Annotated in this window: 25 protein-coding genes; 5 read left to right on the top strand and 20 right to left on the bottom strand. The window is 63.1% G+C overall.

What is annotated here, in order from left to right:
* Positions 1-4: 4 nt before the first annotated feature.
* From CXY91_RS14290 to CXY91_RS14220, 17 genes are all read right to left on the bottom strand, one after another.
* On the bottom strand, positions 5-1,414 hold the full coding sequence (locus CXY91_RS14290) for a cytochrome ubiquinol oxidase subunit I (RefSeq protein WP_100962059.1): 1,410 nt from the start codon (positions 1,412-1,414) through the stop codon (positions 5-7).
* Positions 1,415-1,419: 5 nt separating this feature from the next.
* Entirely contained in the window at positions 1,420-2,010 is a 591-nt protein-coding gene (locus tag CXY91_RS14285) for a GbsR/MarR family transcriptional regulator (protein ID WP_100962058.1), read from the bottom strand.
* A 185-nt stretch (positions 2,011-2,195) separates the two neighbouring features.
* Complete coding sequence (locus tag CXY91_RS30185; protein ID WP_199777442.1) at positions 2,196-3,314, bottom strand: LPD7 domain-containing protein; 1,119 nt, start codon at positions 3,312-3,314, stop codon at positions 2,196-2,198.
* Positions 3,304-5,241 carry a type IV secretory system conjugative DNA transfer family protein gene (locus tag CXY91_RS14280; RefSeq protein ID WP_100962057.1) on the bottom strand — a complete coding sequence of 646 codons (1,938 nt, stop codon included), beginning with the start codon at positions 5,239-5,241 and terminating at the stop codon, positions 3,304-3,306. The genes CXY91_RS30185 and CXY91_RS14280 overlap by 11 nt, the downstream gene beginning before the upstream one ends.
* Complete coding sequence (gene virB11, locus CXY91_RS14275) at positions 5,207-6,301, bottom strand: P-type DNA transfer ATPase VirB11 (RefSeq protein WP_100962056.1); 1,095 nt, start codon at positions 6,299-6,301, stop codon at positions 5,207-5,209. Before virB11 ends, CXY91_RS14280 begins: the two co-directional genes overlap by 35 nt.
* The gene (gene virB10 / locus CXY91_RS14270) at positions 6,298-7,461 is read right to left on the bottom strand and encodes a type IV secretion system protein VirB10 (protein WP_100962079.1); all 1,164 of its coding nucleotides are present in this window, start codon (positions 7,459-7,461) and stop codon (positions 6,298-6,300) included. The genes virB11 and virB10 overlap by 4 nt, the downstream gene beginning before the upstream one ends.
* A gap of 10 nt (positions 7,462-7,471) precedes the next feature.
* Positions 7,472-8,332, bottom strand: a complete 861-nt coding sequence (gene virB9, locus CXY91_RS14265; RefSeq protein WP_100962055.1) for a P-type conjugative transfer protein VirB9 — start codon at positions 8,330-8,332, stop codon at positions 7,472-7,474.
* Complete coding sequence (locus tag CXY91_RS14260; RefSeq protein WP_100962054.1) at positions 8,329-9,000, bottom strand: VirB8 family type IV secretion system protein; 672 nt, start codon at positions 8,998-9,000, stop codon at positions 8,329-8,331. Before CXY91_RS14260 ends, virB9 begins: the two co-directional genes overlap by 4 nt.
* On the bottom strand, positions 8,993-9,292 hold the full coding sequence (locus tag CXY91_RS30575) for a hypothetical protein (RefSeq protein WP_068174523.1): 300 nt from the start codon (positions 9,290-9,292) through the stop codon (positions 8,993-8,995). The genes CXY91_RS14260 and CXY91_RS30575 overlap by 8 nt, the downstream gene beginning before the upstream one ends.
* 63 nt (positions 9,293-9,355) lie before the next feature.
* On the bottom strand, positions 9,356-10,318 hold the full coding sequence (locus CXY91_RS14250; protein ID WP_100962053.1) for a TrbL/VirB6 family protein: 963 nt from the start codon (positions 10,316-10,318) through the stop codon (positions 9,356-9,358).
* A 6-nt stretch (positions 10,319-10,324) separates the two neighbouring features.
* Complete coding sequence (locus CXY91_RS31305; protein WP_158673406.1) at positions 10,325-10,624, bottom strand: EexN family lipoprotein; 300 nt, start codon at positions 10,622-10,624, stop codon at positions 10,325-10,327.
* Positions 10,621-11,313: a P-type DNA transfer protein VirB5 gene (gene virB5, locus CXY91_RS14245; protein ID WP_282569381.1), complete on the bottom strand. Its 693-nt coding sequence runs from the start codon at positions 11,311-11,313 to the stop codon at positions 10,621-10,623. The genes CXY91_RS31305 and virB5 overlap by 4 nt, the downstream gene beginning before the upstream one ends.
* The gene (locus CXY91_RS14240; RefSeq protein WP_100962051.1) at positions 11,310-13,679 is read right to left on the bottom strand and encodes a VirB4 family type IV secretion/conjugal transfer ATPase; all 2,370 of its coding nucleotides are present in this window, start codon (positions 13,677-13,679) and stop codon (positions 11,310-11,312) included. Before CXY91_RS14240 ends, virB5 begins: the two co-directional genes overlap by 4 nt.
* Positions 13,672-14,013 carry a VirB3 family type IV secretion system protein gene (locus CXY91_RS14235; RefSeq protein ID WP_100962050.1) on the bottom strand — a complete coding sequence of 114 codons (342 nt, stop codon included), beginning with the start codon at positions 14,011-14,013 and terminating at the stop codon, positions 13,672-13,674. The genes CXY91_RS14240 and CXY91_RS14235 overlap by 8 nt, the downstream gene beginning before the upstream one ends.
* A 12-nt stretch (positions 14,014-14,025) precedes the next feature.
* Entirely contained in the window at positions 14,026-14,322 is a 297-nt protein-coding gene (locus tag CXY91_RS14230) for a TrbC/VirB2 family protein (protein ID WP_100962049.1), read from the bottom strand.
* Positions 14,323-14,393: 71 nt separating this feature from the next.
* Complete coding sequence (locus CXY91_RS14225; protein ID WP_100962048.1) at positions 14,394-14,957, bottom strand: lysozyme family protein; 564 nt, start codon at positions 14,955-14,957, stop codon at positions 14,394-14,396.
* 466 nt (positions 14,958-15,423) lie between these two features.
* Positions 15,424-16,059 (bottom strand): acyl-homoserine-lactone synthase, encoded by a 636-nt coding sequence (locus CXY91_RS14220; RefSeq protein WP_100962047.1) that lies wholly within the window; start codon positions 16,057-16,059, stop codon positions 15,424-15,426.
* A 209-nt stretch (positions 16,060-16,268) separates the two neighbouring features.
* On the opposite strand from CXY91_RS14220, the gene CXY91_RS14215 reads away from it, so the two are divergent.
* The 5 genes from CXY91_RS14215 to CXY91_RS14195 all read left to right on the top strand — a co-directional run bounded on the left by CXY91_RS14215 (position 16,269) and on the right by CXY91_RS14195 (position 21,357).
* Complete coding sequence (locus CXY91_RS14215; RefSeq protein WP_100962046.1) at positions 16,269-16,994, top strand: LuxR family transcriptional regulator; 726 nt, start codon at positions 16,269-16,271, stop codon at positions 16,992-16,994.
* A gap of 323 nt (positions 16,995-17,317) precedes the next feature.
* Complete coding sequence (gene repA / locus CXY91_RS14210; protein WP_100962045.1) at positions 17,318-18,505, top strand: plasmid partitioning protein RepA; 1,188 nt, start codon at positions 17,318-17,320, stop codon at positions 18,503-18,505.
* Positions 18,506-18,577: 72 nt separating this feature from the next.
* Complete coding sequence (repB, locus tag CXY91_RS14205; RefSeq protein ID WP_100962044.1) at positions 18,578-19,567, top strand: plasmid partitioning protein RepB; 990 nt, start codon at positions 18,578-18,580, stop codon at positions 19,565-19,567.
* A 163-nt stretch (positions 19,568-19,730) separates the two neighbouring features.
* Positions 19,731-20,960 (top strand): plasmid replication protein RepC, encoded by a 1,230-nt coding sequence (gene repC, locus CXY91_RS14200; protein ID WP_100962043.1) that lies wholly within the window; start codon positions 19,731-19,733, stop codon positions 20,958-20,960.
* Positions 20,961-21,045: 85 nt separating this feature from the next.
* The gene (locus CXY91_RS14195) at positions 21,046-21,357 is read left to right on the top strand and encodes a hypothetical protein (protein WP_158673405.1); all 312 of its coding nucleotides are present in this window, start codon (positions 21,046-21,048) and stop codon (positions 21,355-21,357) included.
* A 639-nt stretch (positions 21,358-21,996) separates the two neighbouring features.
* Here CXY91_RS14195 and CXY91_RS14190 read toward each other — a convergent pair.
* From CXY91_RS14190 to CXY91_RS14180, 3 genes are read right to left on the bottom strand one after another with little or no spacing between them, the layout of a single operon-like run.
* Positions 21,997-23,160, bottom strand: coding sequence for a tyrosine-type recombinase/integrase (locus tag CXY91_RS14190; RefSeq protein ID WP_100962078.1), 1,164 nt, complete (start codon positions 23,158-23,160; stop codon positions 21,997-21,999).
* A gap of 32 nt (positions 23,161-23,192) precedes the next feature.
* Positions 23,193-23,609, bottom strand: a complete 417-nt coding sequence (locus CXY91_RS14185) for a type II toxin-antitoxin system VapC family toxin (protein WP_100962041.1) — start codon at positions 23,607-23,609, stop codon at positions 23,193-23,195.
* Complete coding sequence (locus tag CXY91_RS14180; protein ID WP_100962040.1) at positions 23,606-23,863, bottom strand: type II toxin-antitoxin system VapB family antitoxin; 258 nt, start codon at positions 23,861-23,863, stop codon at positions 23,606-23,608. The genes CXY91_RS14185 and CXY91_RS14180 overlap by 4 nt, the downstream gene beginning before the upstream one ends.
* Positions 23,864-23,945 lie beyond the last annotated feature (82 nt).

The raw sequence follows: 23,945 nt of genomic DNA, 5'->3' as shown, positions 1-23,945 counted from the left end.
TCCCTCACTTCGCCTGCGCGGTCGCGCCGGCAGGCTGGGCGTAACCGCCGCCCCGGGGCGCGCCGCCGGCCTTGCTGACACCGGCCCCGCTGGGCGACGCCACCGCCTTCAGGCCCTTGCCGGCAAGGTGGAACAACACCGAGACATAGGCCGCGATCAGCGCGACATAGACCACGAGATAGGCCACCAGCGTGCTGGCGATCATGCCGGCGGGCACCGTCGAGGCCGCCTGCGCCGTGGTCAGCACGCCGGTCACCAGCCAGGGCTGGCGGCCGATCTCGGTGACGTACCAGCCGGCCAGCGTCGCCACCCAGCCCGAGAAGGTCATGCCGACCAGGACCCAGCCGAGGACGGTGCCGGGCTCGCCCCGCCGCCACAGCCGCCAGGTCGCGAACCACGAGACCAGCAGCATCAGCATGCCGGTGCCGACCATGACTCGGAAGCCGAAGAACACCGGCGCCACCGGCGGATGCAGCTTCCTGCCGTCGGGCGCGACGAACTGGTTCAGGCCAGGGATTACTCCGGCGGCCTCGTGCCTCAGGATCAGGCTGGCGCCGGCGGGCACGCCGATCTCGAAGTCGTTGCGGCGCTCCTTCTCATTGGGCAGCGCGAAGAGCAGCAGCGGCACATACCCGCGCGTCTCCCAGTTGCCCTCCATCGCGGCGACCTTGGCCGGCTGGTGTTCCAGCGTGTTGAGGCCGTGCAGGTCGCCGACCAGGATCTGCACCGGGATCAGCAGCGCGCCGAGCACCACGCCGGTGCGTAGGACCGCCATAACGTCGGGCCCGCGGTCCTGGCGCAGCCAGCGCCAGGCCGAGAGGCCGGCCAGCAGGAAGGCGCAAGTCAGGCCCGAGGCCAGCAGCATGTGCCCCAGCCGGTAGGGCATGGACGGGTTGAAGATGATCGCCGCCCAGTCGGTGGCGTGGACGACGCCGTCGCGCAGATCGTAGCCGGCCGGCGTGTGCATCCACGAGTTCAGCACGATGATCCAGAAGGCCGACATGGTCGTGCCAAAGGCGACGAGAAAAGTCGCTAGCGTGTGAACCCAGTTGGGCACCTTGCGGAAGCCAAACAGCATGATACCGAGGAAGGTCGCCTCCAGGAAGAAGGCGGTCAGCACCTCATAGGCCAGGAGCGGACCGGCGACGGCGCCAACCGTGTTCATGAAGCCCGGCCAGTTGGTGCCGAACTGGAAGCTCATCGTGATGCCGGAGACGACGCCCAGCGCGAAGGTCAGGGCGAAGACCTTCACGAAGAAGCGGTAGGCGTTCATCCACTTCTCGTCGCCGCTGCGGTTGAAGGCGAGCTTGAAGAACAGCAGCACCCAGCCGAGCGCGATGGTGATGGTCGGGAACAGGATATGGAAAGAAATGTTGGCGCCGAACTGGATGCGCGCCAGGACGATCGGGTCCATCGAAATCAGCCTCGGTTGGGTGTGCTGGAGAGGGGCTGGCGGCCCTTGCCGCCGGGCAAGGCGAAGATCCGGTCCTTGACCTCGAGGATCTTGGCGACCTTCGAGCCGAGACTGAGCAACTGGATCAGCCGGTCGGTCTCGAGCTTCTCGATGTCGGCATACCAGGCCGTCAGAAGCTCGATCAGCTCATGCATGTCCTTGAGGCGCGACTGGGCGTGCTGCTCCTGCGCGTTGGCGGGAGTCTGCATCAGCAGTTCGCGCAGCATCGAGAGCGTCGGGTCGATCTCGCGCTTCTTGCGCTCGTTCACGAGCGTGCGCACGATCGAGTAGATGTCGTCTGGCGTCGTGAAGAAGTCTCGCCGGTCGCCTGGCACGGGCCGTTGCCGCACCAGGTTCCAGCTCTGCAGTTCCTTTAGCCCCATCGAGACGTTGGAGCGTGATATGCCGAGCCGGTCGACCAGATCATCGGCGCAGAGCGCCGTCTCGGCGATGAACAGCACGGCGTAGATCTGCCCAACCGTGCGGTTGACGCCCCAGCGGCTTCCCATCTCGCCGAAATGCAGGACGAAGGCTTCGCAGAGCGGTGGCAGGTTCATGGCGTTTCTCAATTTTCAGACATTCCTGAAAATAGAGAAATCGTACCACGTTGCGATGTGCGCTGTTGTCGCGGGACTCAGCGGGCACTGCTACATCTATAAGGAGCTCTAAGGCGCCGATAATCGACAGCCGTATAAACAGCAACCACCGCGCATGCTGACTTGCAAGCGACAGCGAGACGGTATCATCGATCCCAATGGGCCTCCGGAGTGTCCGGCCGATTTTTGCGCGGTGAACTGACGCTCGACACCTTCGACGGCCTCTCCGGTTTCGTGCGCGTTCTCACTTCGGCATGCTTGAACTCCCCGCCCCGCTCAAGTTGTTCAGCGATACGAGCCTTTGCATGCGCCAAAACCGCGTGTCGTAAAGCCGGATCGAGAACCGCTTTGGCAAGAGCCTGTTCGATCGCCGTCATTTGCGATCGCGCAGCTTTGACGACGTCATCACCTCCGTTCTGCTGACGATGGGCCGACCGGAATACATCGGCACGCCGCTCGCCAGCAGTGCGCGAGGGTCGATCGGATGTCGCCGCTCGAAATGGCAGCACGTCGATTGTGATTGCGGATCTGTCAATTGGAGGGTCGGCTCGATTACGTCCGGCCTTCAACCATGCACGCTGATCTCCGCTGCTCCCGAAGTATCCCTCGGCCGCGTGCCTCGGATGGGTCGGCTCTACGCCGCGCTCAGGCGGCATAACCGTCACGTCGATGGGTCTCTTGGCTGAAACGCCCGCCACAAAGACTGTTTCGGACGCTTCAGGTCCGCGTTGTTGGGATTGTGATCGGCTCCGCGCTGGATCGACATCTGACTTCGTCCGGAACGACAGGGCGGCCCGATCAATGGGATCGGGCTCATAACCACGAACCGCCAATCCGCGCACTGAAGCTTCGAGCCAGGCCGTCCGTCGGAACTCGACCGACCCGCGAACCTGCACTTCCGCCCAGCCTCTATGCTGTGCGATCGACACCATGTCGCGGATGACGCCAGCGTCCACGAGCCGCGTCGCCAATCGTTCGGCTGAGACTTTAAACGCAAGGTATTCGCCTCTCGGATCGGCGTAGACCCTCGCCTCGTCGCCGGCACCCGCTTCGGCGACGTAGTATTTGCGCCGTAGCCGTTGCGGCATACCGCTGTCGGAGCGGCGCTGGTTGGTGCCACCCAGGTCAAACTCGGCTTGAGTAGTAGCTCCTTGGCCTGGCGGCGGACGAGATGCTCCATTCTTTTCGAAACTGTTAGCGTTTGCACCTTTGTCCCGACCTCGCCCGATCGAAAACTCGCCTGGATCGCTCTTGTCATCGGCCACGACGCATCTCCTTCACCGGCTGACCCGTCCCCTTCGCGGGGATGATGGCGGCATCGATCACCTGCGAGCACCAGTCCTTCAATTCATCCTCCGAAAGCCCTTCGAGATCGACGGGCACGTTGCCGAAGTCGAACGTCGCATCGTCAGGGATCAGCGACGGGTCGGCGATTTCTTCATCCGTCATCGGCCGGGTCCGGAACGTCGCCTGCAACTCGGCGACGGCGGATTTCAGCTCGATGATCTCGCTTGCAAGCAGCATGTTCGAGGGTCCGCGGTTGGGCGCGATCACCGGTGGCGCTTTCAGTCGCGCGGTGAAGGCGGCGTCCTCGTAGTAGATGATCTTGTCGCAGATGATCGGCGGCACGCTGGCTGCCAAGATGAATGCCTTGGATGACGGGATCAGCTTGAGTTCCTGCGGCAGCATCAGCGCGCGACGCTGATCCGAGACGGACTCGCTGCGCTTTCCCGACGATAGGCCCCACGGTCGCGAGCGGCTTTTTGCCTGGACCGTGTCGTAGCCGATCCGCTCGGATAGTTCGTTGGCGACGTCCTGCTCTTTCGGGGCGAACACGACCTCGATGGCATGGTTGGTCATGATGGTCTTGGCGAGATCGGGGCCGTAGATCGCCCGGAGTTGCGCCGGACTCTGGATGATCGTTAGAAGGCGAATGCCGTAGCCCGCGACGAAGGCGACGGATTTGGCGAGCACGCCGACATGGCCGAGCGCCGGAAACTCGTCGAGTAGCAGCAGGACACGGCGATTGAGCTTTGGGTTTTGCTCGGGCAGCTCGCGGCTGTTCAGGTCGATGACCTGCTGGAAGAACAGGTTGAGCAGCGGCGCCATCCGGTCGAGATTGTCGGGCGTGACGCCGAGATAGATCGACATAGGTCGGGAGCGCAGCTCGCGCAGGTCAAAATCATTAGCCGATGTGGCGGCATCAATGCGCGGATTGAGCCAGAGGCCGAGCCGCGCCGTCGTCGTTTTCCTGACCGAGTTCATGGTGTTCTCGGAAGCCGATAGAAAGTCGTTCAGCGCCCCGATGCAATGCGACGAGAGGGGCGCCGTGCTCTTGGCGCGCTCCTTCATCGTGGCCAGGAAATGCAACTTCAGATCACTCGAGGCGGAAAGCTGCCGCAGGATCTCGCCGATGGTGAGCGGCAAGCCTGGCGTCTCGGCGACATAGCCGCCGATCGCAACGAACGCCGATCGTGCGGTCTCGAACCAGAACGGGTCTGCCCGGTTTTCGGCCGGGAAGAGCATGACTGCGATGCGTTGGAGATCATCATAGAGATCGACCGGATCGCGGCGGACATAGGCGAGCGGGTTGTAGCGGGCGGTACGGCCCTGTTCGTCGAGCGGATCGAACAGGAAGACCGCCTGGCCGCTCGCCTCCCGAAACCCTGCCGTGCGGTCAAAGTTCTCCTTCTTGACGTCGAGTGCAACGACGGAGTCCGGCCAGTTCAGTAGGTTCGGGATGACGTAGCCGACGCCCTTGCCCGAACGTGTCGGGGCATAGACCATGACGTGCTCAGGCCCGCCGAAACACAGGAACTTGCCGTCTTTCCGGCCGAGGAGGATACCCTGCTTCGACCTCAGGCCTGCCTTGCGGATGTCGCGCTCGGTGGCGAACCGCGCCTCGCCATGCAGCGGTCGCGGTTTCGTTCGCAGGATCAAACCCATCAGTCCAAAGGCCGCGATCGTGCCGGCGAGTGTGCCAAAGGTGATCCAGCGGTCGAGGCGCTCATTCGTGCCATAGTGGGGCCAGGCGATCGCAAGCTCGTTCCAGTGGAAGCCGCCGTCGTGGCTGCGAAGGCCGAGCAGCAGGACATTTGAGCCGACGAACAGGAATATGGCGATGCCGGTAAGCGCGAGCGCGATCCGGAGCACCACCCTACGCGCTGGCGAGGCGCTTTCGAACGGGGTCATAGTCGATCTCCGTGATGCGGAAGCGGCCGTGTTCGCGTTTCATCTGGATGACGATGTCGACGGTCTGGCGCAGAAGGTTGCGTATGTCGTCGCGCGCGAGATCCCGGCCCTCCGCGCTCTCCTTCACCAGGAGCGTCAACTGCTCGAAGGCGAGGCGCGCGGAATCGGCATGGACTGTGGTGATCGAGCCCGGGTGCCCTGAATTCACATTGCGCAGGTAGAAGAAGGCGGTGCCGTCGCGCAGCTCCTGCAGCAGGATGCGGTCGGGCCGCATCCGCAGGCAGGATTCGAGAAGCTCCCGAGGTCCAACCTTGGCGAGCCCCTGTCCGTCCTTCGCATAGAGCAGACGGACATGATTGGGCTGCGGCACCACGAGCTCGGCCGTGTCCTCGATAGTGACGAGGCGCTCGCTCGACGGGATCTGAGCGATCAGACCCTTCGACAGCGTGGTTTTCCCGGAGCCGGTCGCGCCGGAGATGATGATATTGCGGCGGCTTCGCACGGCCAGCGCCAGGAATTCACGCCACTGCCCAGCATCTCGCAGGCGAACCAGCTCGTTCTCATCGTCAGAGAGATCGTCGCTGGTGACGCGAATGTCGGAGAACAGCTCGCGCTCCTGAAAATCCTCAAGCGTCATCATGACGGTCGAGGGCTTTCGGATGGTCAGGCTGACGGTTCCTGCCGGTACCGCTGGTGGCACGACGATCTGGCAGCGCTCCTCGCCCGGTAGCGTCGTCGAGACGATCGGATGGTCGGAGGCGATATCCTGTCGGGTGTAGCCGGCAGCAGCGGTCGCCAGATGCATGAGATGGGCGTGACTGAGATCGGCTGACTCATGGCGCTGCCAACCGTCCGGCCCTTCCGTAAACACCTCGCCTGGGCGGTTGACGACGATCTCCGTCAGCTCGGATTGGGACAGGAACCTCGCGAGCGGCGCGAGATAGCGCTCCAGCACAATCCGATTGGCGCGGCGCTCGGAAGCGCTTGGCGTGGTCGGCGCCGCCGGCGCAAGCGTCACGACGGGCTGCGCATCAATCGGCAATGTCGAGAATGCCGTCATGGCTTCGTGACTCGCGAGCCAGACGCCACACCGGCATCGATGCCAGGTACCGTACGATCCAAAATCCGCGCGCGGCTTTCGATCCGCTTGAGATCGTAGACAGAGGAAAAATCGAGATCGCGGGCGACGAAGATGTTGACGCGTTCGCCTTGGTTCTTGTTCAGCGTCGGCGGGATATCGATCGAGCGCTCGACGGCAATGCCAGCGGCCGTGTTGGCTGCTCCGGAGGTGTTGCGGATTTCGATATCGGCGTCGTCGAGCTGCTGGCGACCGATCGCTGCAGCATCGCTGACGATCGAGAGTAGCAGAGCCGCACCGAACCTCTCCCAGAAATGCGTATCGATCTCGCCATCGAAGCCGGCACGGCCGAGTGCATCGGTGGCGGGCGAGGCCAGCGCGACGATGACGCCGGTCGGGGTTTTTGCCCGCGTCCAGAGCACGAACATGCGCTTGGAGCCTTTTCGGACCTGGCCGCGATATTCCCCAACGATCTGCGTGCCTTTCTCCATCAGCACGACATGGCCTGAATCCGACAGGACATCGCGCAGCACGACACACGAGACGAAGCCCGGCACATCCGACGACATCGCAGTCTCGAGCACGCAAGGGATCGCAGTCCCTTGCGTCACCAGGAGATTGCGGTTTGGCAGGCGCGCGGCGCGCACGCCCTCAATGGTGGTCGCTTTCAGCTTGTCGGCCAACTCGTTGCGCGGCTCGGCAGAGCTTGCGAGAAGAGCCGAACCCGGGAGAGCGGCCCCCTGCCCTGCCCCGTCGCTGGACGATCCGCGACTTGGCCGATTGAAGGCGAGTACTGGCGCACGCCGAGCGCTCTCCATCAGCTTGTCTGTCTGCGGAGCAGCGGCAGGTGCGAGTTGAGGCGGCAGGACCGGCAGGGCCGCCTCCTGGACAGGAGCCGGCGCCGGCGGTTCGCGTGCCGGCTCGAAGGTCGTCGTCTGGCGGATGATGGGCTTGGCGCCGCCCTGCTCGACGGGTTTTTCCGATTTCCAAGTGCTCCAGATCACCAGGACCGAAAACGCGATCAGCGCGGCAGCGCCAATGCCGCGTTTGGCAAGCGCTCGGCCCGAGCCCTCGACTGGTCCGGAGACCGGCGTGATGCCGCGTTCGCCCTCGACGCCGGATGATGCTGTTTGATCAGTCATGACATGCTCCTCAGCGTCGCCGCGCGGGCGCTGGCTGCTTTTGCGTGCGGGCAACGCTGGGGCTCGTCGTGCCGGTGCCCGGGTTCACGCCGACGGCGTCAAACGCCTCGTTGAAGATGCACAGCACCTCGCTGCCGCGACGCAGCCGGAATTCGCGCGCGGTGGCATGCACCACGACGACCTCCCCGCGCACATCCTTCGGCACGAGGCTTTCCGCGCCGTCCGAGCCGACCATGTAGATTGCCGGCACCTCGCGATTGCCCGCGAAGCGGAAGCTCGTGACTTTTCCGTCGTCGAAGACGCCATCGGGTTCGAGATCGGCCGGACCTTGAGCCGAGAAGCGCCAGTTGCGCGCGCCATATTGCTGGTGGAGATCGAACGTCTGGTCGATGACCGCGCCTTCGCGCTGCTGGCCGCGGGCTTCGTTCTCGGCGCGACGGCGATCGGCTTCATCCGCTGGGTAAGAGTACTTCACGACGAAATAACTTTCCCTCAGCGAGGCTTCCGCGATCGAAAGCTCGAACTGGTAGGAGCGCTTGCGTCCGTCGCGACGCGTGGTGACGACCTGCAGATTGGTCGGCGGGTGCTTTTCGCGGGGTTTGAGGAACAGGATCGAGCCGGCCGGCGCGACCTCCCAGGCGATCGAGTCGCCGATCGCGACATGGGCGATTTCCTCATCCTCGGCGAAGATCACTTGGGTCGAGGCCCGGATAACTCCGTTGACCTTGACGACATTGGCTGGGTCATAGGCGACGAAGCGCACGCGCTCGTCGCGCGCGCCGGCCGTCGGGAGCTGCAGGGCCAGCGATGGCACGCCGAGGCCAAGCGCCAGCACCAAGCCGCCTGCGACCGCGCTCGAGCAGCGGTTCATGGCGCGACCTCCGGATCGGCGCGGTACTCCGAGACGAGGAAGCCGAGCGGGTTGATCAGGCGATCGGTCGAGGAGACCGGCGCGTTGACATAGGCGAAGGTCAGCGTCGCGATCCAATGGGTCACCTTGATCTCCTCACCCTTACGGCTTTCCTTGAGGAAGCGGACGGAGGCGAGGTTGTCGGCCAGGAGCGAGATCGCCTTGATGCGGACTTCTGCGACGCCGAAGCGCCCATGCAGCACCTGCGGACTTTCCGGGTTCGAGCCGCGATAGACGGCGGCAAAGCGCGCCTGCTCGGCCTGCGAGGACAGGAGCGCCACCGTCTGGAAATTGCTGGCGGCCTCGGCCTGGCTGTAGCCTTCGCGCGAGCGGACGTAGCGACCGAGGAAATACTTGGTCACCGCCTCGTCGTAGCTGCGCGGCGATGTCCCGAGCGCCGAGACCGTCTCGACGATGCCTGTCGCGTTGTCGACGCGGATGACGAAGGGCTCGACAGTCTTGAGGGGAGCGAGCGCCGCGACCGCGCCGACGGCGGCCGTCGCGAGAACGCAGGCTGCGGTCGCGACGAACCAGGCCAGCCGCTTCGAGCGCTGCGCCGTCAGCAGCAAATCCTGCTCCCAGCGGCGCGCATTGTCGAAATAGTCCTTCAGATCGTCGGGCCTAACCATGGCGGGACGCCTCCCCGCATGGCAGGAACGATCGCGCGATATTGAAGGACGACCAGGTCGCGCTTGGCTGTTTGCCGCCGTTGGCGGAGGCGGTCGGCTTCGCTTGGCCAAGCCGTTTGACCGGCGGTGCATCAGGCTGCGGTGCGACGGGTGGGTTTGTCTCCCAGTCCCACAGCGACTTGTTGAGCGGGCGCTTGGCCGAGCCGTCACAGGACGGCGCGCCCTTGTTCCAGCCGGCGCAGCCCGTTGCCGCCAGAGCCAGCATCACGCTCAAAATCACGCGACAGTTCATCGAAGCAAATCCTTCTCGGCATCCTTGCGCGGATGCGGTTGTTCCTGGTGTGGATGGTTGGCTTCAGACGCGTCTGATCTCGCCGCCCTGTCGTTGCTCGCGAATCCTTGCCGCGGTGCGGCTGGCGGCGGCCCGGGTGCCAGCGTACGCACCGACGGCGGCCGAAGCTGCGTTCGCGGTGATGGCGCTGGTGACGACACGGGCCGCGAGCGAAGCGCCGCCGCCTGCCAGGCCACCGGCGATGGCGGGAAGCTGCAGTGCGATGTAGGCGGCGAGGCCGAGTACCGCGCTGATCGCGACCGCTCCAACCATCAGCCCGCCGCCGGTCGTCGTGCTGGCCCCATACTTCTCGACGAAGCCCTGCACCGACGTCAGCATCAGCCCGACCAGTGCAACGACGAGCACATGCAGGATCAGGAAGTTCGCGACCTGACGAGTCCAGGCTTCTGTGAACGGTCGCGTGGCCTCGAACAAGGCGAGCGCGATAAAGATCGGCCCGAGCGCGATAACGACTGCCAAGCCGATTTTGGCATAGAGCAGGATGGCGAACTGCAGGAAGCCCGATACGGCGGTGAAAACCGCGAGGATGGCCGCAATCAGTGCTGGCGCAATCGTAGTCAGCCCAGCCTGCTCATAGATTTTCTGAGACACTTCGATGCCTTTGGTAAGGAGGCGGTCGAACGGTTGGCCCGAGGATGTGTCGAGCGCGGATCCCGCCAAAGCATTCCCGATCTCTCGTGGCAAAGACGTGAAGAAGAGATTGGTCACGTACTGCTGGAACGAGCTTGCGTTCGATGCGAGCAGCACGATCAGCACGAGCCTCATGGCTCGCCACGCGAACTCCTGGATCGGTTCGGCGATGGCGCCGCGCATGACGGCAAAGCCGTACAGCACGACATAGAGCATCACGGCCACCCGCAACGGACCATCGACGAAGGATGCGAGATTCGAGACCGACGTCGATACGAAGGTCGTGATCGGCTGCTCGAACTCTTTCAGGAAGTCGTCGAAAATCGTGATGGCCATGTCTGATCACTGCTTCAAGGAACTGAGTGCACGGTCACGGCCGAGCATCAGCACGCGTTCGTGTGCGTGGCCCGCGTTGACGCACGCAGGTTTGGAGCCGTGATCGCCTGGACTGGACCGACAGAGCTTCCACGTTTTTTCCAGCGCATCTGAGTTTTCGAGAAACCAGACGACTGTCGGAGCCGTGGCGCGACTGACCAACTGCTCAGGACTTCTGTCGCTACTGATCGAAGTCTCATCGGACTGCTCGCCGCATCCACCGAGCAGAAGTAAAACGGCCAACGAAACCGCCGGGAGGGCCTTCATTGCAGCGCCGCCTTCATCTCATCGACAAGTTGCCGTTCGCGCTCTTTCTGCCGCTGGCCATCCATGTCGCCGCGCGCCTGCTGCACCATGGCGAGGCCCTGCATGCGTAGGACCTCGTTCTGGAGGATGGCCTGCTCGGCCTGGATTCGGGCCGACAGATCGAGGACGTCCTTGGCGTCTTTGGCTGTGGTGATCTTCTGACGCAGCTCCTCCAGCTCATCGATGCGCTTTGACGCGGTGTCGTAGACGCTCTGGCCGATCGAATGCTTCGCACCGGTCTGGCGCGCGATGCGGTCGAGCTCATTGCGATAGAATGAATTGGCGTCCCCGCCCTGGTAGGCGCGATTCTGATCGAGATAGCGATCGATGACGCCGGTCAGCGATCCGGTTCCGGTCCCGGAAACCAGCTTTTCGATCTCGCCGAACTCCTTCGGCAGGTACTTGCGGAACTCCGAGCTGCTCAGCAGCGAGGCGATGTCGTTGACGTCGGTCAGCTTGTTGAAAGACTCGTAGAGCTGCTTGGCCTGGGTGAGCTGCGCCTGCATCGTCTTGATTTGCTCGGTCAGCTTGCCGATTTGCTCGACATGCCTTGCGATCGCGCCGGCATCGAACACCGGCACGCCTTGCTGTGCGTGTGCGTCCACGGACAGGCCGACCAGGGCGGCAACAACAAATCGGCAAGCTCTCACGGGAATATCCTTCTCTTGACGTGGAAGCGGGGCAGGAATGCTGCGGGATCGTCGCCAACCTCCGCGCGGATGTGGTCGAGCAGCTCGACCGTCTCGGTTCGACCCGAAAGCACGGCGAGCGCGTCATCGAGCCCGCCGAGGTCGAGTTCGGCGACGACGGATTGGCCGTTCTGCTTGATCAGGAAGCGCCGGCTCTCGGCTGACAGCTCTTCCTTGATCAAACGGAACTCAGTCTCTGTGAGATGGAATCCATCGACATAGTCCGAGCGCGTGCCGCGCGGGTTCGGCATGAAGATCTGCGTCGGGCATTGCTCGACGATGGTGTGGGCAATCGGAGACGCCAGCGCGTCGCGCGGTGATTGCGTCCCAAAGACCATGACGCCGTTCTGCTTACGGATGGTTTTGAGCTTGTCGTTGGCGAGGGCTCGGAAGGCGTCATCGCCCAGTGCCTTCCAGAATTCGTCGATGTCGATGATGATGCGGCGGCCGTCAATGAGCTGCTCGACGCGATGGAATAGGATCATCATCAGCGGCGTGCGCACGGTCGCGTGGTCGAGCACATCGGTCATGTCGAAGCCGATGAACCCAGCATCAAGCGCGATCGCGTCCTCTTCGCAGTCGAGGACCCAGCCGAGCGGACCGCCATTGCACCAGCGTTCGAGCCTGGCGCCGACGCCTTCGCGATCCTGCTGGCCCAGAAAGGCGCGCAGCGCCGACAGCGAGCGCTCCTGGCGCGGCAGTGCCCGCATCGCTTCGAGAGCGGAATCGATCCGCTCCTCATCAACGACGGACAGCGCCCTGCCCTCAATCGTGACGAGCTTGCGCACGAGGTCGCCCAAGAAGGCGAGATTCCCCGGCGTCAGCTCGAGCGCCTTCATCGGCGCGCAGCCGGTGGGCACGCCGTTCTTTAGCGTGAGGTAGGTGCCGCCCGAGGCGCGGACGAAGATTTCGGCGCCGCGATCCTTGTCGAACATGACGCGCTGGCAGCCGAACTTCTCCGCCTGCGCCAGCAGGAAGTTCTGCAGCACCGTCTTGCCGGAGCCCGATGGCCCGCAGATGAAGGTGTTGCCGAGATCGCCTGCGTGAAAGGAAAAATGATAGGGTGAGCCCGACGCCGTCTTCAGCATCGCGACGGACGGTCCCCAATGATTGCCTGTAGGCTTGCCCGCCGGATAGCTATGAAACGGCGACAGGGCCGCGAGATTCCGCGAGGTGATCGCACCCGAGCGGGCGCGGTGCTTGAAAAGGCCCGGCATCTGCGCCCAGTAGGCGGCCTCGAGCCCGAGATCCTCGCGTGCGACGACGGCGCCGGCCTCGGCAAGCATACGGCGCGCCTGAGCCATCGTTTCCAACAGCGCCTTTGGATTGTCGGCGCGCACCAGCAGCGAGAGGTGATGATCGCCCATGACGAAGCGGTTGGATTCGAGATCGTCGAGAGCATCGTCCAGATCGTCGATTTGGGATGCGGCGACATCCTGGGTCGAGACGAGCTGGTTTTGCTTGCGTGTCAGCACCGTCTTGGCGTCGGCCTTCGACAGGAAGGCGAAGCTTTGGGACAGCACGAACGCGAACGGGGCCGAGAGCAGCCCATTCAACATGCCGGGCCTGGTCGAGGCCGGGTACTCCTTCAGACCGAACATTCCCGAAAATCTCGAGCCGCCGGCCGCCCGGACTTCGATCGCCTCGCGACCGAAGATGATTCGGTTGGTGTAGATCGCCGCTCCGATTCGACCCTGTGGCAACGCCGTCGGCAGATCCTCGCTCGACGCCAGCATATGGAGGAGGCGCATCGGCTCCGAGAACAGGATGCCGTCATGCTCGACGAGGGCAAGTTGTGCCGGGCCGTAGCGACCCAGCGCAGCCGAGATGTCGCGCGCGGCATCGTTCAGTCGCTTCAAGGCGGCGGCATCGACCTCCCCTCCCCCGCGTCGCACCTGGCCGAGCCGTGAAACGAAGCCTGCGGCAGCCTCCGCGCGATCCCGCCCGGGATGGGCGACGATGGTGAGGTAAAGCTCGTTGCGGAACAGCCTTGTGCCCTGAAGCGCCTCGCGATAGCCGACGTCGAGATCGCGCGCGAAGCCCGAGGCGAACGCGCCCTCTGGATAGCCGGTATCCTGCCGCCGTATCAGATGCGTCCAGAGCGCCAGGCGATCGTCGGCGAGATTGCGCAGGGTGAGATTGAGTTTAGCGTGGAGATCGTTCAGGTCGCCGATATCGGCGGTCTCGAAGGCGATCCCGTCGAGACGGATCGTCGTCATCAGCGCGCGTGTCGCCAGGCTGATGACCGTCTCCGTCACATGCCGGACATAGGGCAGATGAACGTCGGGCTCGATCTCGCGAGCCATGAGGCGAGCCGCGTCAGCCATGAGCCACCTCGCGCGCCTTGAAGCGGCGCACCAGGCGCAAAGGCGTTGGCGACGATCCACCCCAAAACGAGCCGTTGCGCGCGCGGCCCCGCGTCTCCAGCCAGGCAACGAGCAGCCGGAACTGGTTTGGATCATGTCGGCAGATCGCGCGGCAAATCAGGTGGATCGGCAGCGCGACTAGCCCGTAGACGATTGAACCCGCCATCAGGAACAGGATGCAGGACGCCATCACATTGATGGCCATCGCTTCCATGGTCACGCCGGCGATCATCGCAGGCCGCGTGCAGGCAAGGAACAGTGTGTCCTCGGTCAGGCGTTCGGGTTCGCTCGTCATCGCGGCCGCGCCTCAGCTGCCGCCGGTCAGGGTCGAGACGATTTCCGATGCGCCGAAGACGATGGCGACGCCGAGCACGACATAGGCTGCCTTGCGCAGATCGAGATAGCCGAACATCCAGGCGATGCCGACGATGATCACGGCGAGCGTCGCCAGTAGGCGCGCGACATTGCCGGTCAGCATCGTGACGATGTTTTGCAGCACGCCTTCGATATTGGCGGTCTGTGCCAACGCCGGTTCGGTGGCGATGAAAACGAAGACGGCGGCCATGCTGGCGGGCGCGGCGAATGTGCGAAGGGGCACGGGCATGAAGATCTCCGGGACAGGCGTGTTTCAACGGCGCGCAACAGCGCGCGCTCGGTGGGGAAAGTTGGAATGGATTAGCGGCTGTAGATCAGGAGCGAGGAGCCACGCCGGGCGCCATAGACGCTCCAGGACGGTGGATCCTTGGCCGATGCGATTTCCTCCTGCGGAGGAGCAGGTTGATTAGCCGGATTAGCAATGATGTCAGGCTTGACCTCCGCCCGAGACGGGCGGTCAGCCCTTGCGGATTTGAATGATGACACCGCTTGGTCACCCGCAATGGTCTCTGGGACGCCCTGATCCATCAATCGCGCTCTGCGCACCTGAAACACGCGCCCGACGCCGGCGATGTGTGCGCACCGATCGAAGGCTGTGGCGATCGTGAGGCCAGCCGATTTCAGATCCTCAGTATCAAGCTGTGCCATCCCAATCCGGACAGTTTGGCCAGCCACGACGGCTTCACTAGCCAGCGCAATTGCCTCAGGTTTGGAATCGGCCAGGACCCTGATCGGCCGTTTTCCAGCGATGGTGACGAGCAAGAGTTCGGACGCGCTCGCCCGGCGCATGATCGCGGCAACGGGCCTTGTCAGATCTGACGGCGCGCAACGCGCAATCAAAGTCGTGATGTCGGGGGCCTCCATCAGAACCTCAACCGTGTGCTGATGCCATCTGGTCCGGTGACGTCGATGAAATTGGGTTGGGCGCGATGGCGGACCGCCTGGATCTCGTGCGGCTGACAGGTGTCGTCCGTGCGATCGCATTCGCGAACTGGCTTGCTCGAGACGCAAGCCGGCTGAGCTGAACCATCGCGCCCAAGCTCACGCAGGACGTACCCGTCCTGGCAGGGCTCGTAAGGATCGTATCCGACGGGGGATGTACTCGATCCGGCGGCTGAGCAGGTTGGAAAGGCCCCTCCCCGCTTCAGATGCTGCCAGAGCCGCGTCACAGGCGGGACGCAAGCGGCGTACTGTGTCGGCCCTCCAGGATTGGCCAGGCACAGCAGGACCGTGCAGCCCCAATCATCGGCGCGCGCGATGCTGATCGACATGCAGGCGACTCCGCCAGCGAGAACCATCATCCGGAGCATGCGAACCCTCCCGAGATCGGTCACGCCGCAAGCGGGAGTGGCATGTTGATCGGAAGGACCGGCCCGGTCAGGCCGCCATTGCGTCGGATCGCATCGAGCGCGTGTTCCTCGATCGGCAGCAAGCCGGCAAGAGCAACTGTCGCTCCGATCTGCTGTGGCGCGCCCAGACGCTGCAGGGTCCACCCTGCCCTTCGCAAGATGCGCTCCATGCGGAGATCGGTGACCGTCGCGATCGACGACAAGCCTCGCGCGTCGCCCCATTCCAGCATCGCGGCAAAAAGCATGAACGTCGCTTGCCGCAGCCCGCCATCCGTCGTCGCGTCGGTCAATTCGGTATCGACGCAAAAGCGCGAGCTTTCCGCGATGAGGTTAGAGCAAGGCGCAGCTCCGCCGTCCAATAGCTCCGGGAACGTGTTTGCCAGCATGTTGGGGCCCGTCGTCGGCAACATCCGCACGCAACCCAGCACCACCCCGCAGTCGGCCACGACGAGGTACGTCGCATCCACCGTGTCGTAGCGATCCATCTCCAGATCGCCTGTGCTCGAAACTGACCAGTCGAGCCGGTCCTTGAACACCTTTCGCCGTAGGCGATGCATGCCCATCAGCAGCGAGAGATTGGCGCCATATCCGGCGCGGCTCAGTTCGACGACCTGCATAGCCAGCCTTTCGAATCGCGTTGATATGGAGGCCAATCAAACAGAGGCAGCCAATCGGCGAACCTGTCGGATGTGACAGGGTGTTTCTGGATTCCCTCTAAAGTTGTGGCCGTGTTCTCGCCGCATCCTTGAGGCAAAGGCCGTTTCCATCGAGTGGAAAAGGGTCATCAGGCGCGTGAAGCAAGGCGCTGCGGATCAACGGGGGTGGGATGAAATCGGTAGAGATGGCGTATCAAGAACTGGTCGATGGCCTGCATTCATCGGTTGGGGAAACGGAGTTTCGGCGCGTCGGCCGACGCGTCGCCGAGAGCATGGGCTTCCGGTACTTCGCCTATCTCGGCTTTGGTGACGCCGATCCCGTTTTGATCTCGTCTTATCCCAAGCGATGGAGCGAGCATTATTTTGCCGAAAGCTACCAGGACGTCGATCCCGTCGTGGCCTTTGCCAAAGGCAAGCGCTCCACGATGCAGTGGACCCGCGAAGCTGCACGTCAGTTTCCGCTGCGCGCCCAAAAACGCCTCTTTGACGACGCCGACGAGTTTGGCATCCGTCATGGCGTTTCGGTTGCGATCGCCGGCGGCTTCAATCGGTTCGCCGCATTCACATTCGCGGTCGACGAGGTCAGTTCAGCTCATGGGAAAATGGTCACGGAAGCAAACGACATCGTCCAGCTCATTGGACTGACGTTTCACGCTCACGCGGATGCGAAACTGGCGCTGGGCTCGTCACGCAATGAGGCTGTTCCACTGACCCAGCGCGAGCGGGAATGTCTCGTGTGGGCTTCTCGCGGCAAATCAATGGAAGCCACCGCAATGATCTTGGGCATCACGCCGCGAGCGGTGAAGTTTCATCTCGATAATGCGCGGGCAAGCCTCGGCGCTGATACGCTGCCGCAAGCCGTCGCGATTGCTCTTCGCGGAAGGACGATATCATGAGACGCGCCATGCCGCTGGGCTGCGGATCTGGTGGCTATCAGACTGAGTCGGAGATGTTCTTCGGAAACGCTCACGTCTGCGGCATGGTGATCAACGGCTTTTCATAGCGGGCTACTGGAGCACGAAGGCGGATCAGGATGCTTCTAGTATGCTGATTTTGTTAAAGGAACTCAAAAGCTAGTTTGCGTTCGCGCTGCCGCGCAGGCTGGTGCGTTAAGATTCTGTTAACCTCATTTTTGTTGTGCGAGCGAGAGAATCGGACATACTGGCGCCAAATCGGCAAAAGATGCCGAATTGGCGCTATTTGGTCTGGCATCCGAAATATGAACGCTCTCGCTCCGTTCGAGTTTGACGATAAAATTCTCCAGCAGGGCGCAGAGATCTCGCGCAAGCTTAATCAACTTCGCCTGGAGAAATTTCCGCCCAACGCCCAGAAGACGCTAAGGCGGTTCCCCATGGCGGAGGTCGCCCACTATCTCGGCGTGAGTCCCAACAATCTCAAGCGCTTGCACCTCGAAGGCAAGGGGCCCGAGCCTTCGACTGGGGCTGGGGGGCGCCGCTTCTATACCGCTGAACAAATGCTCGAGCTGCGGCATTATCTCGACAAGAACGGCCGGTCTGAGGTCAAAAAATACGTCCCTCACCGTAAGCCGGGTGAGAAATTGCAGGTCATCGCTGTCGTCAACTTCAAGGGTGGCTCAGGCAAGACCACTACGGCGGCGCATCTGGCGCAGCACCTCGCCCTGACTGGGCATAGGGTCCTCGCCGTCGACCTCGATCCGCAGGCTTCATTGTCGGCGTTGTATGGATTTCAGCCGGAGCTCGACAAGAACCCGTCGCTTTATGACGCGATCCGCTACGACGATCAGCGCAGGTCCATTCGGGACGTTATCCTGCCGACGAATTTTCCGTCACTGGATGTTATTCCTGCAAACCTTGAGCTTCAGGAATACGAATACGACACCCCCTTGGCGATGCAGAATTCTGCGGAGGGCAAGCGCTTCTTCACGCGCTTCGGCAATGCGCTTAAGGAGGTCGATTCCTCCTATGATGTCGTCGTCGTCGATTGCCCGCCTCAACTCGGCTACCTGACGCTGACGGCGCTGATTGCCGCGACATCTGTGCTCATCACAGTTCATCCGCAGATGCTGGATCTGATGTCCATGAGCCAATTCCTGCTGATGCTCGGCAATATAGCCAAGACCATCAAGGACGCCGGCGCCGAGGTTCGCATGGACTGGCTGCGCTATCTCATCACCCGCTTCGAGCCGACGGACGTGCCGCAGGTTGAAATGCTCGGCCTCATGCAGAGCATGCTGGCGGCGGAAATGCTGAAGGCCCAGATGGTGAAGTCGACCGCGATCTCGGATGCCGGTTTGACGAAGCAGACGCTCTATGAGGTGGAGCGCGCGAACTTCACGCGTGAGACATATGACCGCGCGATCGAGTGCATGGATGCGGTCAATTTCGAAGTGCAAGGGCTCATTCATCAGGCATGGGGGCGGCTGTAATGTTGACCGCCGTAAAAACGGCTGAAAACGGCTTGTATTTCAACGGCATGCGCCCGATGAGGAGGCTGCGGAGTGGCTCGTAAAAATCCTTTCGCAAATTTGTTGGCCAAGGATATTCCTTCCGAGGAGCAGCCCGCGCTCGACTATGCGGTCAAGGGTGCGTCGAAATCCTTCCTGAATTCTCTCAACGAAATCACGGCACGCGCCGACCGGCTCATGGAAGGCGAGCCCATAGTCGAACTCGATCCCGATAGCGTCGATCCCTCCTTCATCAAAGATCGTCTCGAGGAGAACGAGCAGGACTTTAACGAGATACTGGAAGCTATCCGCGCCCGCGGACAGGACAGCCCGATTCTGGTGCGCCCTCACCCGGCCTCGAGCGAGCGTTACATGGTGGTCTTCGGCCACCGTCGCCTGAAAGTAGCCAAGCTGCTGGGCCGCAAGGTCCGGGCCGTCATCAAGGAGATGAAGGACCGGGAACATGTCGTAGCCCAGGGGCAGGAGAATTCGGCCCGCGCGAATCTCTCCTTCATCGAGAAGGCGTTGTATGCCTCCGAATTGGCGAAGCTGCGTTATGACGATGACAACGCCATCGTCATGACCGCTCTTGCCCTGGACCGGTCGACCCTTTCGAAGATGCTCGCCGTTGCGGGCCTTCCAGAGAAGGTGCTGCGGGCAATCGGACCCGCGAAGGGCATCGGCCGCGATCGCTGGTATGAGCTGAAGCTGCTGCTCGAACGCCCATCGCATTATGATGCGGCTATCGCCGTGATCGAAGGCGAAGGCTTTGCTGAACTGCCCACCGATGAGCGCTTCGCTGCGGTCGAACGTCGTCTGAAGGCGAAACAGAGCCGCAGCCGTAGCGAACCCGACAGGCAAAGTTGGGCACCGCGCGACGGGGCCGTCGCGGCGGAGATGCTGGCGGAGGGACGGAAATTCACTTTGGCCATCAAGGCCAAAGGACCGGATGCCAAGGCGTTCGGCCGTTATTTGTCCGATAATCTGGATCGTCTGTACGATGATTTCAGGCGTCGGGCGGGTGCAACCACAAACGGAGATTAGCCCGCAAAAGAAAAAGGCCCCCGAAACGACGTTCCGGAAGCCCTTCTCTGTGTCCTAAGCAAACACAGAATCGCACTTCCACGAATCACCGTCAAGAGTCTCTTGCGAGATTCAGCGCCGTTTCGGTGAGCAGTTTTCCTTTGCCCTAAACGAGGCAAGGATCATGGAACCACGACTCTCAACGACGCCTTTTGGGCGGCGATCGCTGACGCTTGCCCATGTGGCAAGCCAGGCGAGCGCGAAAACGCGGCCGCCCGAGAAAGCGGTCCACAAGTGGAATATCTTCCGCGCGATCTGCACGGCCAAGAACGCGCTCGGCGTGCCTGAGCGCGCCTTGGCCGTCCTGGATGCGCTGCTATCCTTCCACCCGGAAACCGTCCTGACCGGCGAATGCCTCGTGGTTTTCCCGTCGAACCACCAGCTCGGCCTACGCGCTCACGGTATGCCGATGGCGACACTCAGGCGCCATCTGGCCGCCTTGGTGGATACCGGCCTGATCGTCCGGCGCGACAGCCCCAACGGCAAGCGCTACGCCCGCAAGGGCAGGGCAGGGGAGATCGAGTTCGCCTTCGGTTTCGACCTGGCGCCGCTCGTCGTGCGAGCCGAGGAATTCGAAGCCTTGGCGGCCGAGGTTGAGGCTGAAGCTCGCGCGCTGCGGCTGGTTAAAGAACGGATCACGATCTGCAGGCGCGACATCGTCAAGATGATCACGACGGGCCTCCAGGAGGGCGTCGCGACACAGCAAGCAGGACACGGACCGGCCGACTGGGCTGAGATCCACGGCCTTTACCGAGGCATCATGGCGCGGATTCCGCGCAGTCCAACGCGCCCGGCGCTGGAGCCGATCGCCGACGAACTCTCCCTGCTTGCCGACGAGATACTCAACCTGCTGGAAACTCATGTTAAAACTAAAAATTTGAGCGGCAATGAGTCTCAGATTGAGCGTCACATACAGAATTCAAATCCAGAATCCCCTGTTGATCTTGAACCTCGCTTTCCAGAAAGCAGGGGGGCTGGTTTGGAGATCGTGCCGGTACCGAAGCGGATGCCGGAAGGGACGTTCCCACTTGGGATGGTTTTGGATGCCTGTCCCGACCTGATCGACTATTCGAAGGGCGGGATCGCGAACTGGCGCGACTTTCTGGCGACCGTCGCTGTCATCCGGCCCATGCTGGGGATCAGTCCAAGCGCCTGGGAGGAAGCGATCGGCGTTATGGGCGAGGTTCAGGCCTCGATCGTCGCGGCGGCAATCCTGCAGCGCGGCGAGGCGATTTCAAGCGCCGGCGGTTATCTACGCGAGCTAACGCGAAAAGCGCACGCGGCCGAATTCTCGCTCGGTCCGATGCTGATGGCGCTGATCGGCAGCCGACGGCGCGAGAAGAAGCGGGCCTGAGGGTGATGCGGCATGGCCACGCCTACGTCTGGATGTTCGGCTGAAGGAGATCACGGCCTTGCAAGAGACCTTGCGAGGGCTTGTGATGACCAGCATGGCAAAGCTGTCTCGCGCAATCCTCACCGTGCTTCTCTCTGGGCGTCACGCAGCACTTGGCGGCCGGTCGTTTCGTGACAGGGCAGTCAATCTGGCGCGGATCGCGGCGGCCTATAGCCGCGCTGAGCTCGAGCAGGAGAAGGGCATTGGACCGGCGCGTGCTGCGGAGGTTGAGCGCTGGCTGCTGGGTCAGGGTTCGTCGCTGCGGATCGACCGGGATTGCTCGGTGTCAACGATCGTTTTTGCCGAGGTGAGTAGGACATGCAGCCCGGAGAGGGTAGAAAACTCGGAACCGGGATGACGGATGTTACCTTCTGTCCGGCAACAATGTGCCCGCTGTTCGCAGCCGCCGGGTCAAGTTTCAGCGGAGCGGTCAATGCGCCCTGCGAGCGAGACGCGTGCCGCTGGTTCGATGGCGCAATCTGCCAGGCCGGCCGCGTAGCGACAGGCGAGGTCGCGATGGCGTCTGCCGGGGAGGGTGATTCATGGCCGCGCTTGAGCGTCCCGATGCGCAGTCGCGTCTTCGATTGCCTCGGGCCCTTGAATGTACCTGGCAGCTGCAATCGCCCGGCGGCTTGTGCGCGCCGCGTCGTGCCTTGGCGCACGGACTTGATCCGCGGCACTGCCGATAGAGTTTACCGAATCGGGTGCGAGAACCGCTGTTTCAGGCGCAACACGGCGACAGCTCGGCGCCCCTCGACCTGGTCGGCGATCGGACCCCGGTCGATTATGACGATGCGTAGCATTCCGAGCTTGAACGAGACCTCCGACAAGTCATAGGCGCCGCCGTCGAACAAGGGGCCAACGCCGCCTTGGCCGCGTCGATCGCCTGTTCAAGTTGCGCACTGAATCGTTGCCGCTTGTCGTCGCTCATGGCATGGCCGCGACTCTCGTGGATTGTCCGGAAGCATGCAGGCTGTAGGGCCGCCCATGAGGAAGCTCAGATCGCCAGCCTTGCAGCCTTCCCGAGCGCCTGATCGGCGTCGTTATAGTACCGCGATGCCTGCTGAACCGACCGGTGTTGGGACTGTCGCATGGCGGCGGGCAGGGCGACCCCATTGCGGGCGGCTTCAGTCAGGTAGCCCGAGCGCAAGCCATGAGCGGAAAACTCGACCGGATTGAGGCCTGCCATCGCGCAGCGGCGCTTGAGGATAAGATTGACGGCTTGTGGCGTCAGCGCCCGATCGTCGATCGCCTCCCAGCGGTCGATCGCCCGAAACACCGCCCCCTTCTTGATATTCGCCCGCTCGATCCACTCGCGCAGGGCCACGACCGGCGCACCGATCAACAGCACGCGAGCATCTTCGTCGGCCTGTGTCGTCTTGGTTCGGCCGAGCGCGATCGCCACGCAGGGCAGGCGTGGCGAGACTGGTTCATCGGGATCGAGCGGCACATCGCCTTCCTCGCTCAGCTGCTCAAGCCGCAGGCGCGCCACCTCGCTGCGCCGGCGCCCGCCCGAGGCGAAAGCGACGAGCAGGATGGCGAGATCGCGGGTGTCGGCGAGACGGTCGCTCTGGCAGGTCGCGATCAGGCGGTCCAGAATGTCGCGCGTCACGGCGCGCTTGCTCTTGCGCCGTCGCGGTTTTGCGCTGGCCCTGACCGCCAGGCGCACGCTGGTGCGGATCGTCGGCGTGCCGAGCGGGCTCTCAAGGCCCTTCCAGCGGTGCAGCGTTGCCCAGTGAGCCAAGCGCCGTTTGACGGTGGAGCTCGCATGGGGGCCGTCAGAACGTAGATGGTCACCGGCGCGGAGCGCTTCATCCACGTCGGCCGGCATGCCATGCGAAGAATCCTCGGCGCGACGCGCCGGATCCCAGAGGTGATGGGCGACGAACTTTAACGCAAGCGCTTCTGGCGCCGGCCAGTGCAGGGGCGAGCCCGTCGCTGCGATCGACCAGGCCTCGAGGTAGGCCAGATCGGAGGCAAGCGCGCGCAGCGAGTTCTCGCCCATGCCTTCCTTGGCCAGGTGGCGAAGCGTCTCAACATCGTCGTCGGTCAGGATGGTGGCGAGCTTGTCGCGGCGCTCCATCGGCAGAATACCGGCAAGGGCGTCGAGCTGAAGGGCGCGGCGGTTCTCGGAGCCGCCGAGAGTGACGATGTCGGTCATGGCGAATTCCGTCCGATCGGCGTGCGAATCCGTCATCTACGGCGTTCGAGAACGATGGAGCCGGGATGGCAGATAAGGTCGGTTCGCCCGAAGTCATTGCCCTTGAACAGGAGCGGCGCTTTTGCCGTGATCGCCACCGCATAGGAAAAGCAATCGCCCATGTTGAGCCCGGCGGGGTGACGCCCCTTGCCGTAGCGATGATAGGCGATCTCGGCCCCTTGATAATGCTTGGCCTCGAAGGGCAGGGCGGTGACGTTAGGGGCCTCGGCGAGGCGAGCGACGATCTCGGCTGCATTCGCGAACCCCTTCGCGCCTAAGACCACGCGCGTCTCGAACAGGGTCGGCCAGCCGATCAGCAAAGGCTGATGGCGTAACAGGGCCTTGAAGGCCTCGGCCTCGGGTTCGTCGAGGGCGATGGCCAGAATGACGGAGGTATCGAGCGCGATCACCGCGGCAGGCCGTGGTCGTCGTAGAGATCGTCGTGGGCGGAACTCGCGCCAGCAGCCACACCTATCCGTCCCGCTGCTGCCAGATCCCAGACGATGTCGATGGCGGCGGCGGGAGCGCCTGCGCGCAATTCGCGATCGTAGCGCTCGAGCGCCTGCTCGACGAGGCGGTTCATCGACAGTCCCGTGCGTCGCGACAGGGAGCGTGCGAGCGTCCTGGCTTTGGCGCTGCGAATGGAAAGCTGTGGTTCGGACATCCTGGACGCCTTCGATCGCGTGGCCACGTGTCAAACCTAGCACGATGGCGGCTCAGCCAGCAAGGATTTGCTATGTGATGGC

The organism is Allobosea sp. FBZP-16 (genome assembly GCF_002831785.1).
Taxonomy (GTDB): Bacteria; Pseudomonadota; Alphaproteobacteria; order Rhizobiales; family Beijerinckiaceae; genus Allobosea; species Allobosea lupini.
Note: the sequence above shows the minus strand (reverse complement) of the source record. Positions and strands in the feature narration are given on the sequence as shown.

Coding starts and splice junctions, on each gene's coding strand:
- CXY91_RS14290 (WP_100962059.1), bottom strand. CDS start 1,414: ATGGACCCGATCGTCCTGGCGCGCATCCAGTTCGGCGCCAACATTTCT.
- CXY91_RS14285 (WP_100962058.1), bottom strand. CDS start 2,010: ATGAACCTGCCACCGCTCTGCGAAGCCTTCGTCCTGCATTTCGGCGAG.
- CXY91_RS14280 (WP_100962057.1), bottom strand. CDS start 5,241: ATGACCCCGTTCGAAAGCGCCTCGCCAGCGCGTAGGGTGGTGCTCCGG.
- virB11 (WP_100962056.1), bottom strand. CDS start 6,301: ATGACGGCATTCTCGACATTGCCGATTGATGCGCAGCCCGTCGTGACG.
- virB10 (WP_100962079.1), bottom strand. CDS start 7,461: ATGACTGATCAAACAGCATCATCCGGCGTCGAGGGCGAACGCGGCATC.
- virB9 (WP_100962055.1), bottom strand. CDS start 8,332: ATGAACCGCTGCTCGAGCGCGGTCGCAGGCGGCTTGGTGCTGGCGCTT.
- CXY91_RS14260 (WP_100962054.1), bottom strand. CDS start 9,000: ATGGTTAGGCCCGACGATCTGAAGGACTATTTCGACAATGCGCGCCGC.
- CXY91_RS30575 (WP_068174523.1), bottom strand. CDS start 9,292: ATGAACTGTCGCGTGATTTTGAGCGTGATGCTGGCTCTGGCGGCAACG.
- CXY91_RS14250 (WP_100962053.1), bottom strand. CDS start 10,318: ATGGCCATCACGATTTTCGACGACTTCCTGAAAGAGTTCGAGCAGCCG.
- CXY91_RS31305 (WP_158673406.1), bottom strand. CDS start 10,624: ATGAAGGCCCTCCCGGCGGTTTCGTTGGCCGTTTTACTTCTGCTCGGT.
- CXY91_RS14240 (WP_100962051.1), bottom strand. CDS start 13,679: ATGGCTGACGCGGCTCGCCTCATGGCTCGCGAGATCGAGCCCGACGTT.
- CXY91_RS14235 (WP_100962050.1), bottom strand. CDS start 14,013: ATGACGAGCGAACCCGAACGCCTGACCGAGGACACACTGTTCCTTGCC.
- CXY91_RS14230 (WP_100962049.1), bottom strand. CDS start 14,322: ATGCCCGTGCCCCTTCGCACATTCGCCGCGCCCGCCAGCATGGCCGCC.
- CXY91_RS14225 (WP_100962048.1), bottom strand. CDS start 14,957: ATGGAGGCCCCCGACATCACGACTTTGATTGCGCGTTGCGCGCCGTCA.
- CXY91_RS14220 (WP_100962047.1), bottom strand. CDS start 16,059: ATGCAGGTCGTCGAACTGAGCCGCGCCGGATATGGCGCCAATCTCTCG.
- CXY91_RS14215 (WP_100962046.1), top strand. CDS start 16,269: ATGAAATCGGTAGAGATGGCGTATCAAGAACTGGTCGATGGCCTGCAT.
- repA (WP_100962045.1), top strand. CDS start 17,318: ATGAACGCTCTCGCTCCGTTCGAGTTTGACGATAAAATTCTCCAGCAG.
- repC (WP_100962043.1), top strand. CDS start 19,731: ATGGAACCACGACTCTCAACGACGCCTTTTGGGCGGCGATCGCTGACG.
- CXY91_RS14195 (WP_158673405.1), top strand. CDS start 21,046: ATGACCAGCATGGCAAAGCTGTCTCGCGCAATCCTCACCGTGCTTCTC.
- CXY91_RS14190 (WP_100962078.1), bottom strand. CDS start 23,160: ATGACCGACATCGTCACTCTCGGCGGCTCCGAGAACCGCCGCGCCCTT.
- CXY91_RS14180 (WP_100962040.1), bottom strand. CDS start 23,863: ATGTCCGAACCACAGCTTTCCATTCGCAGCGCCAAAGCCAGGACGCTC.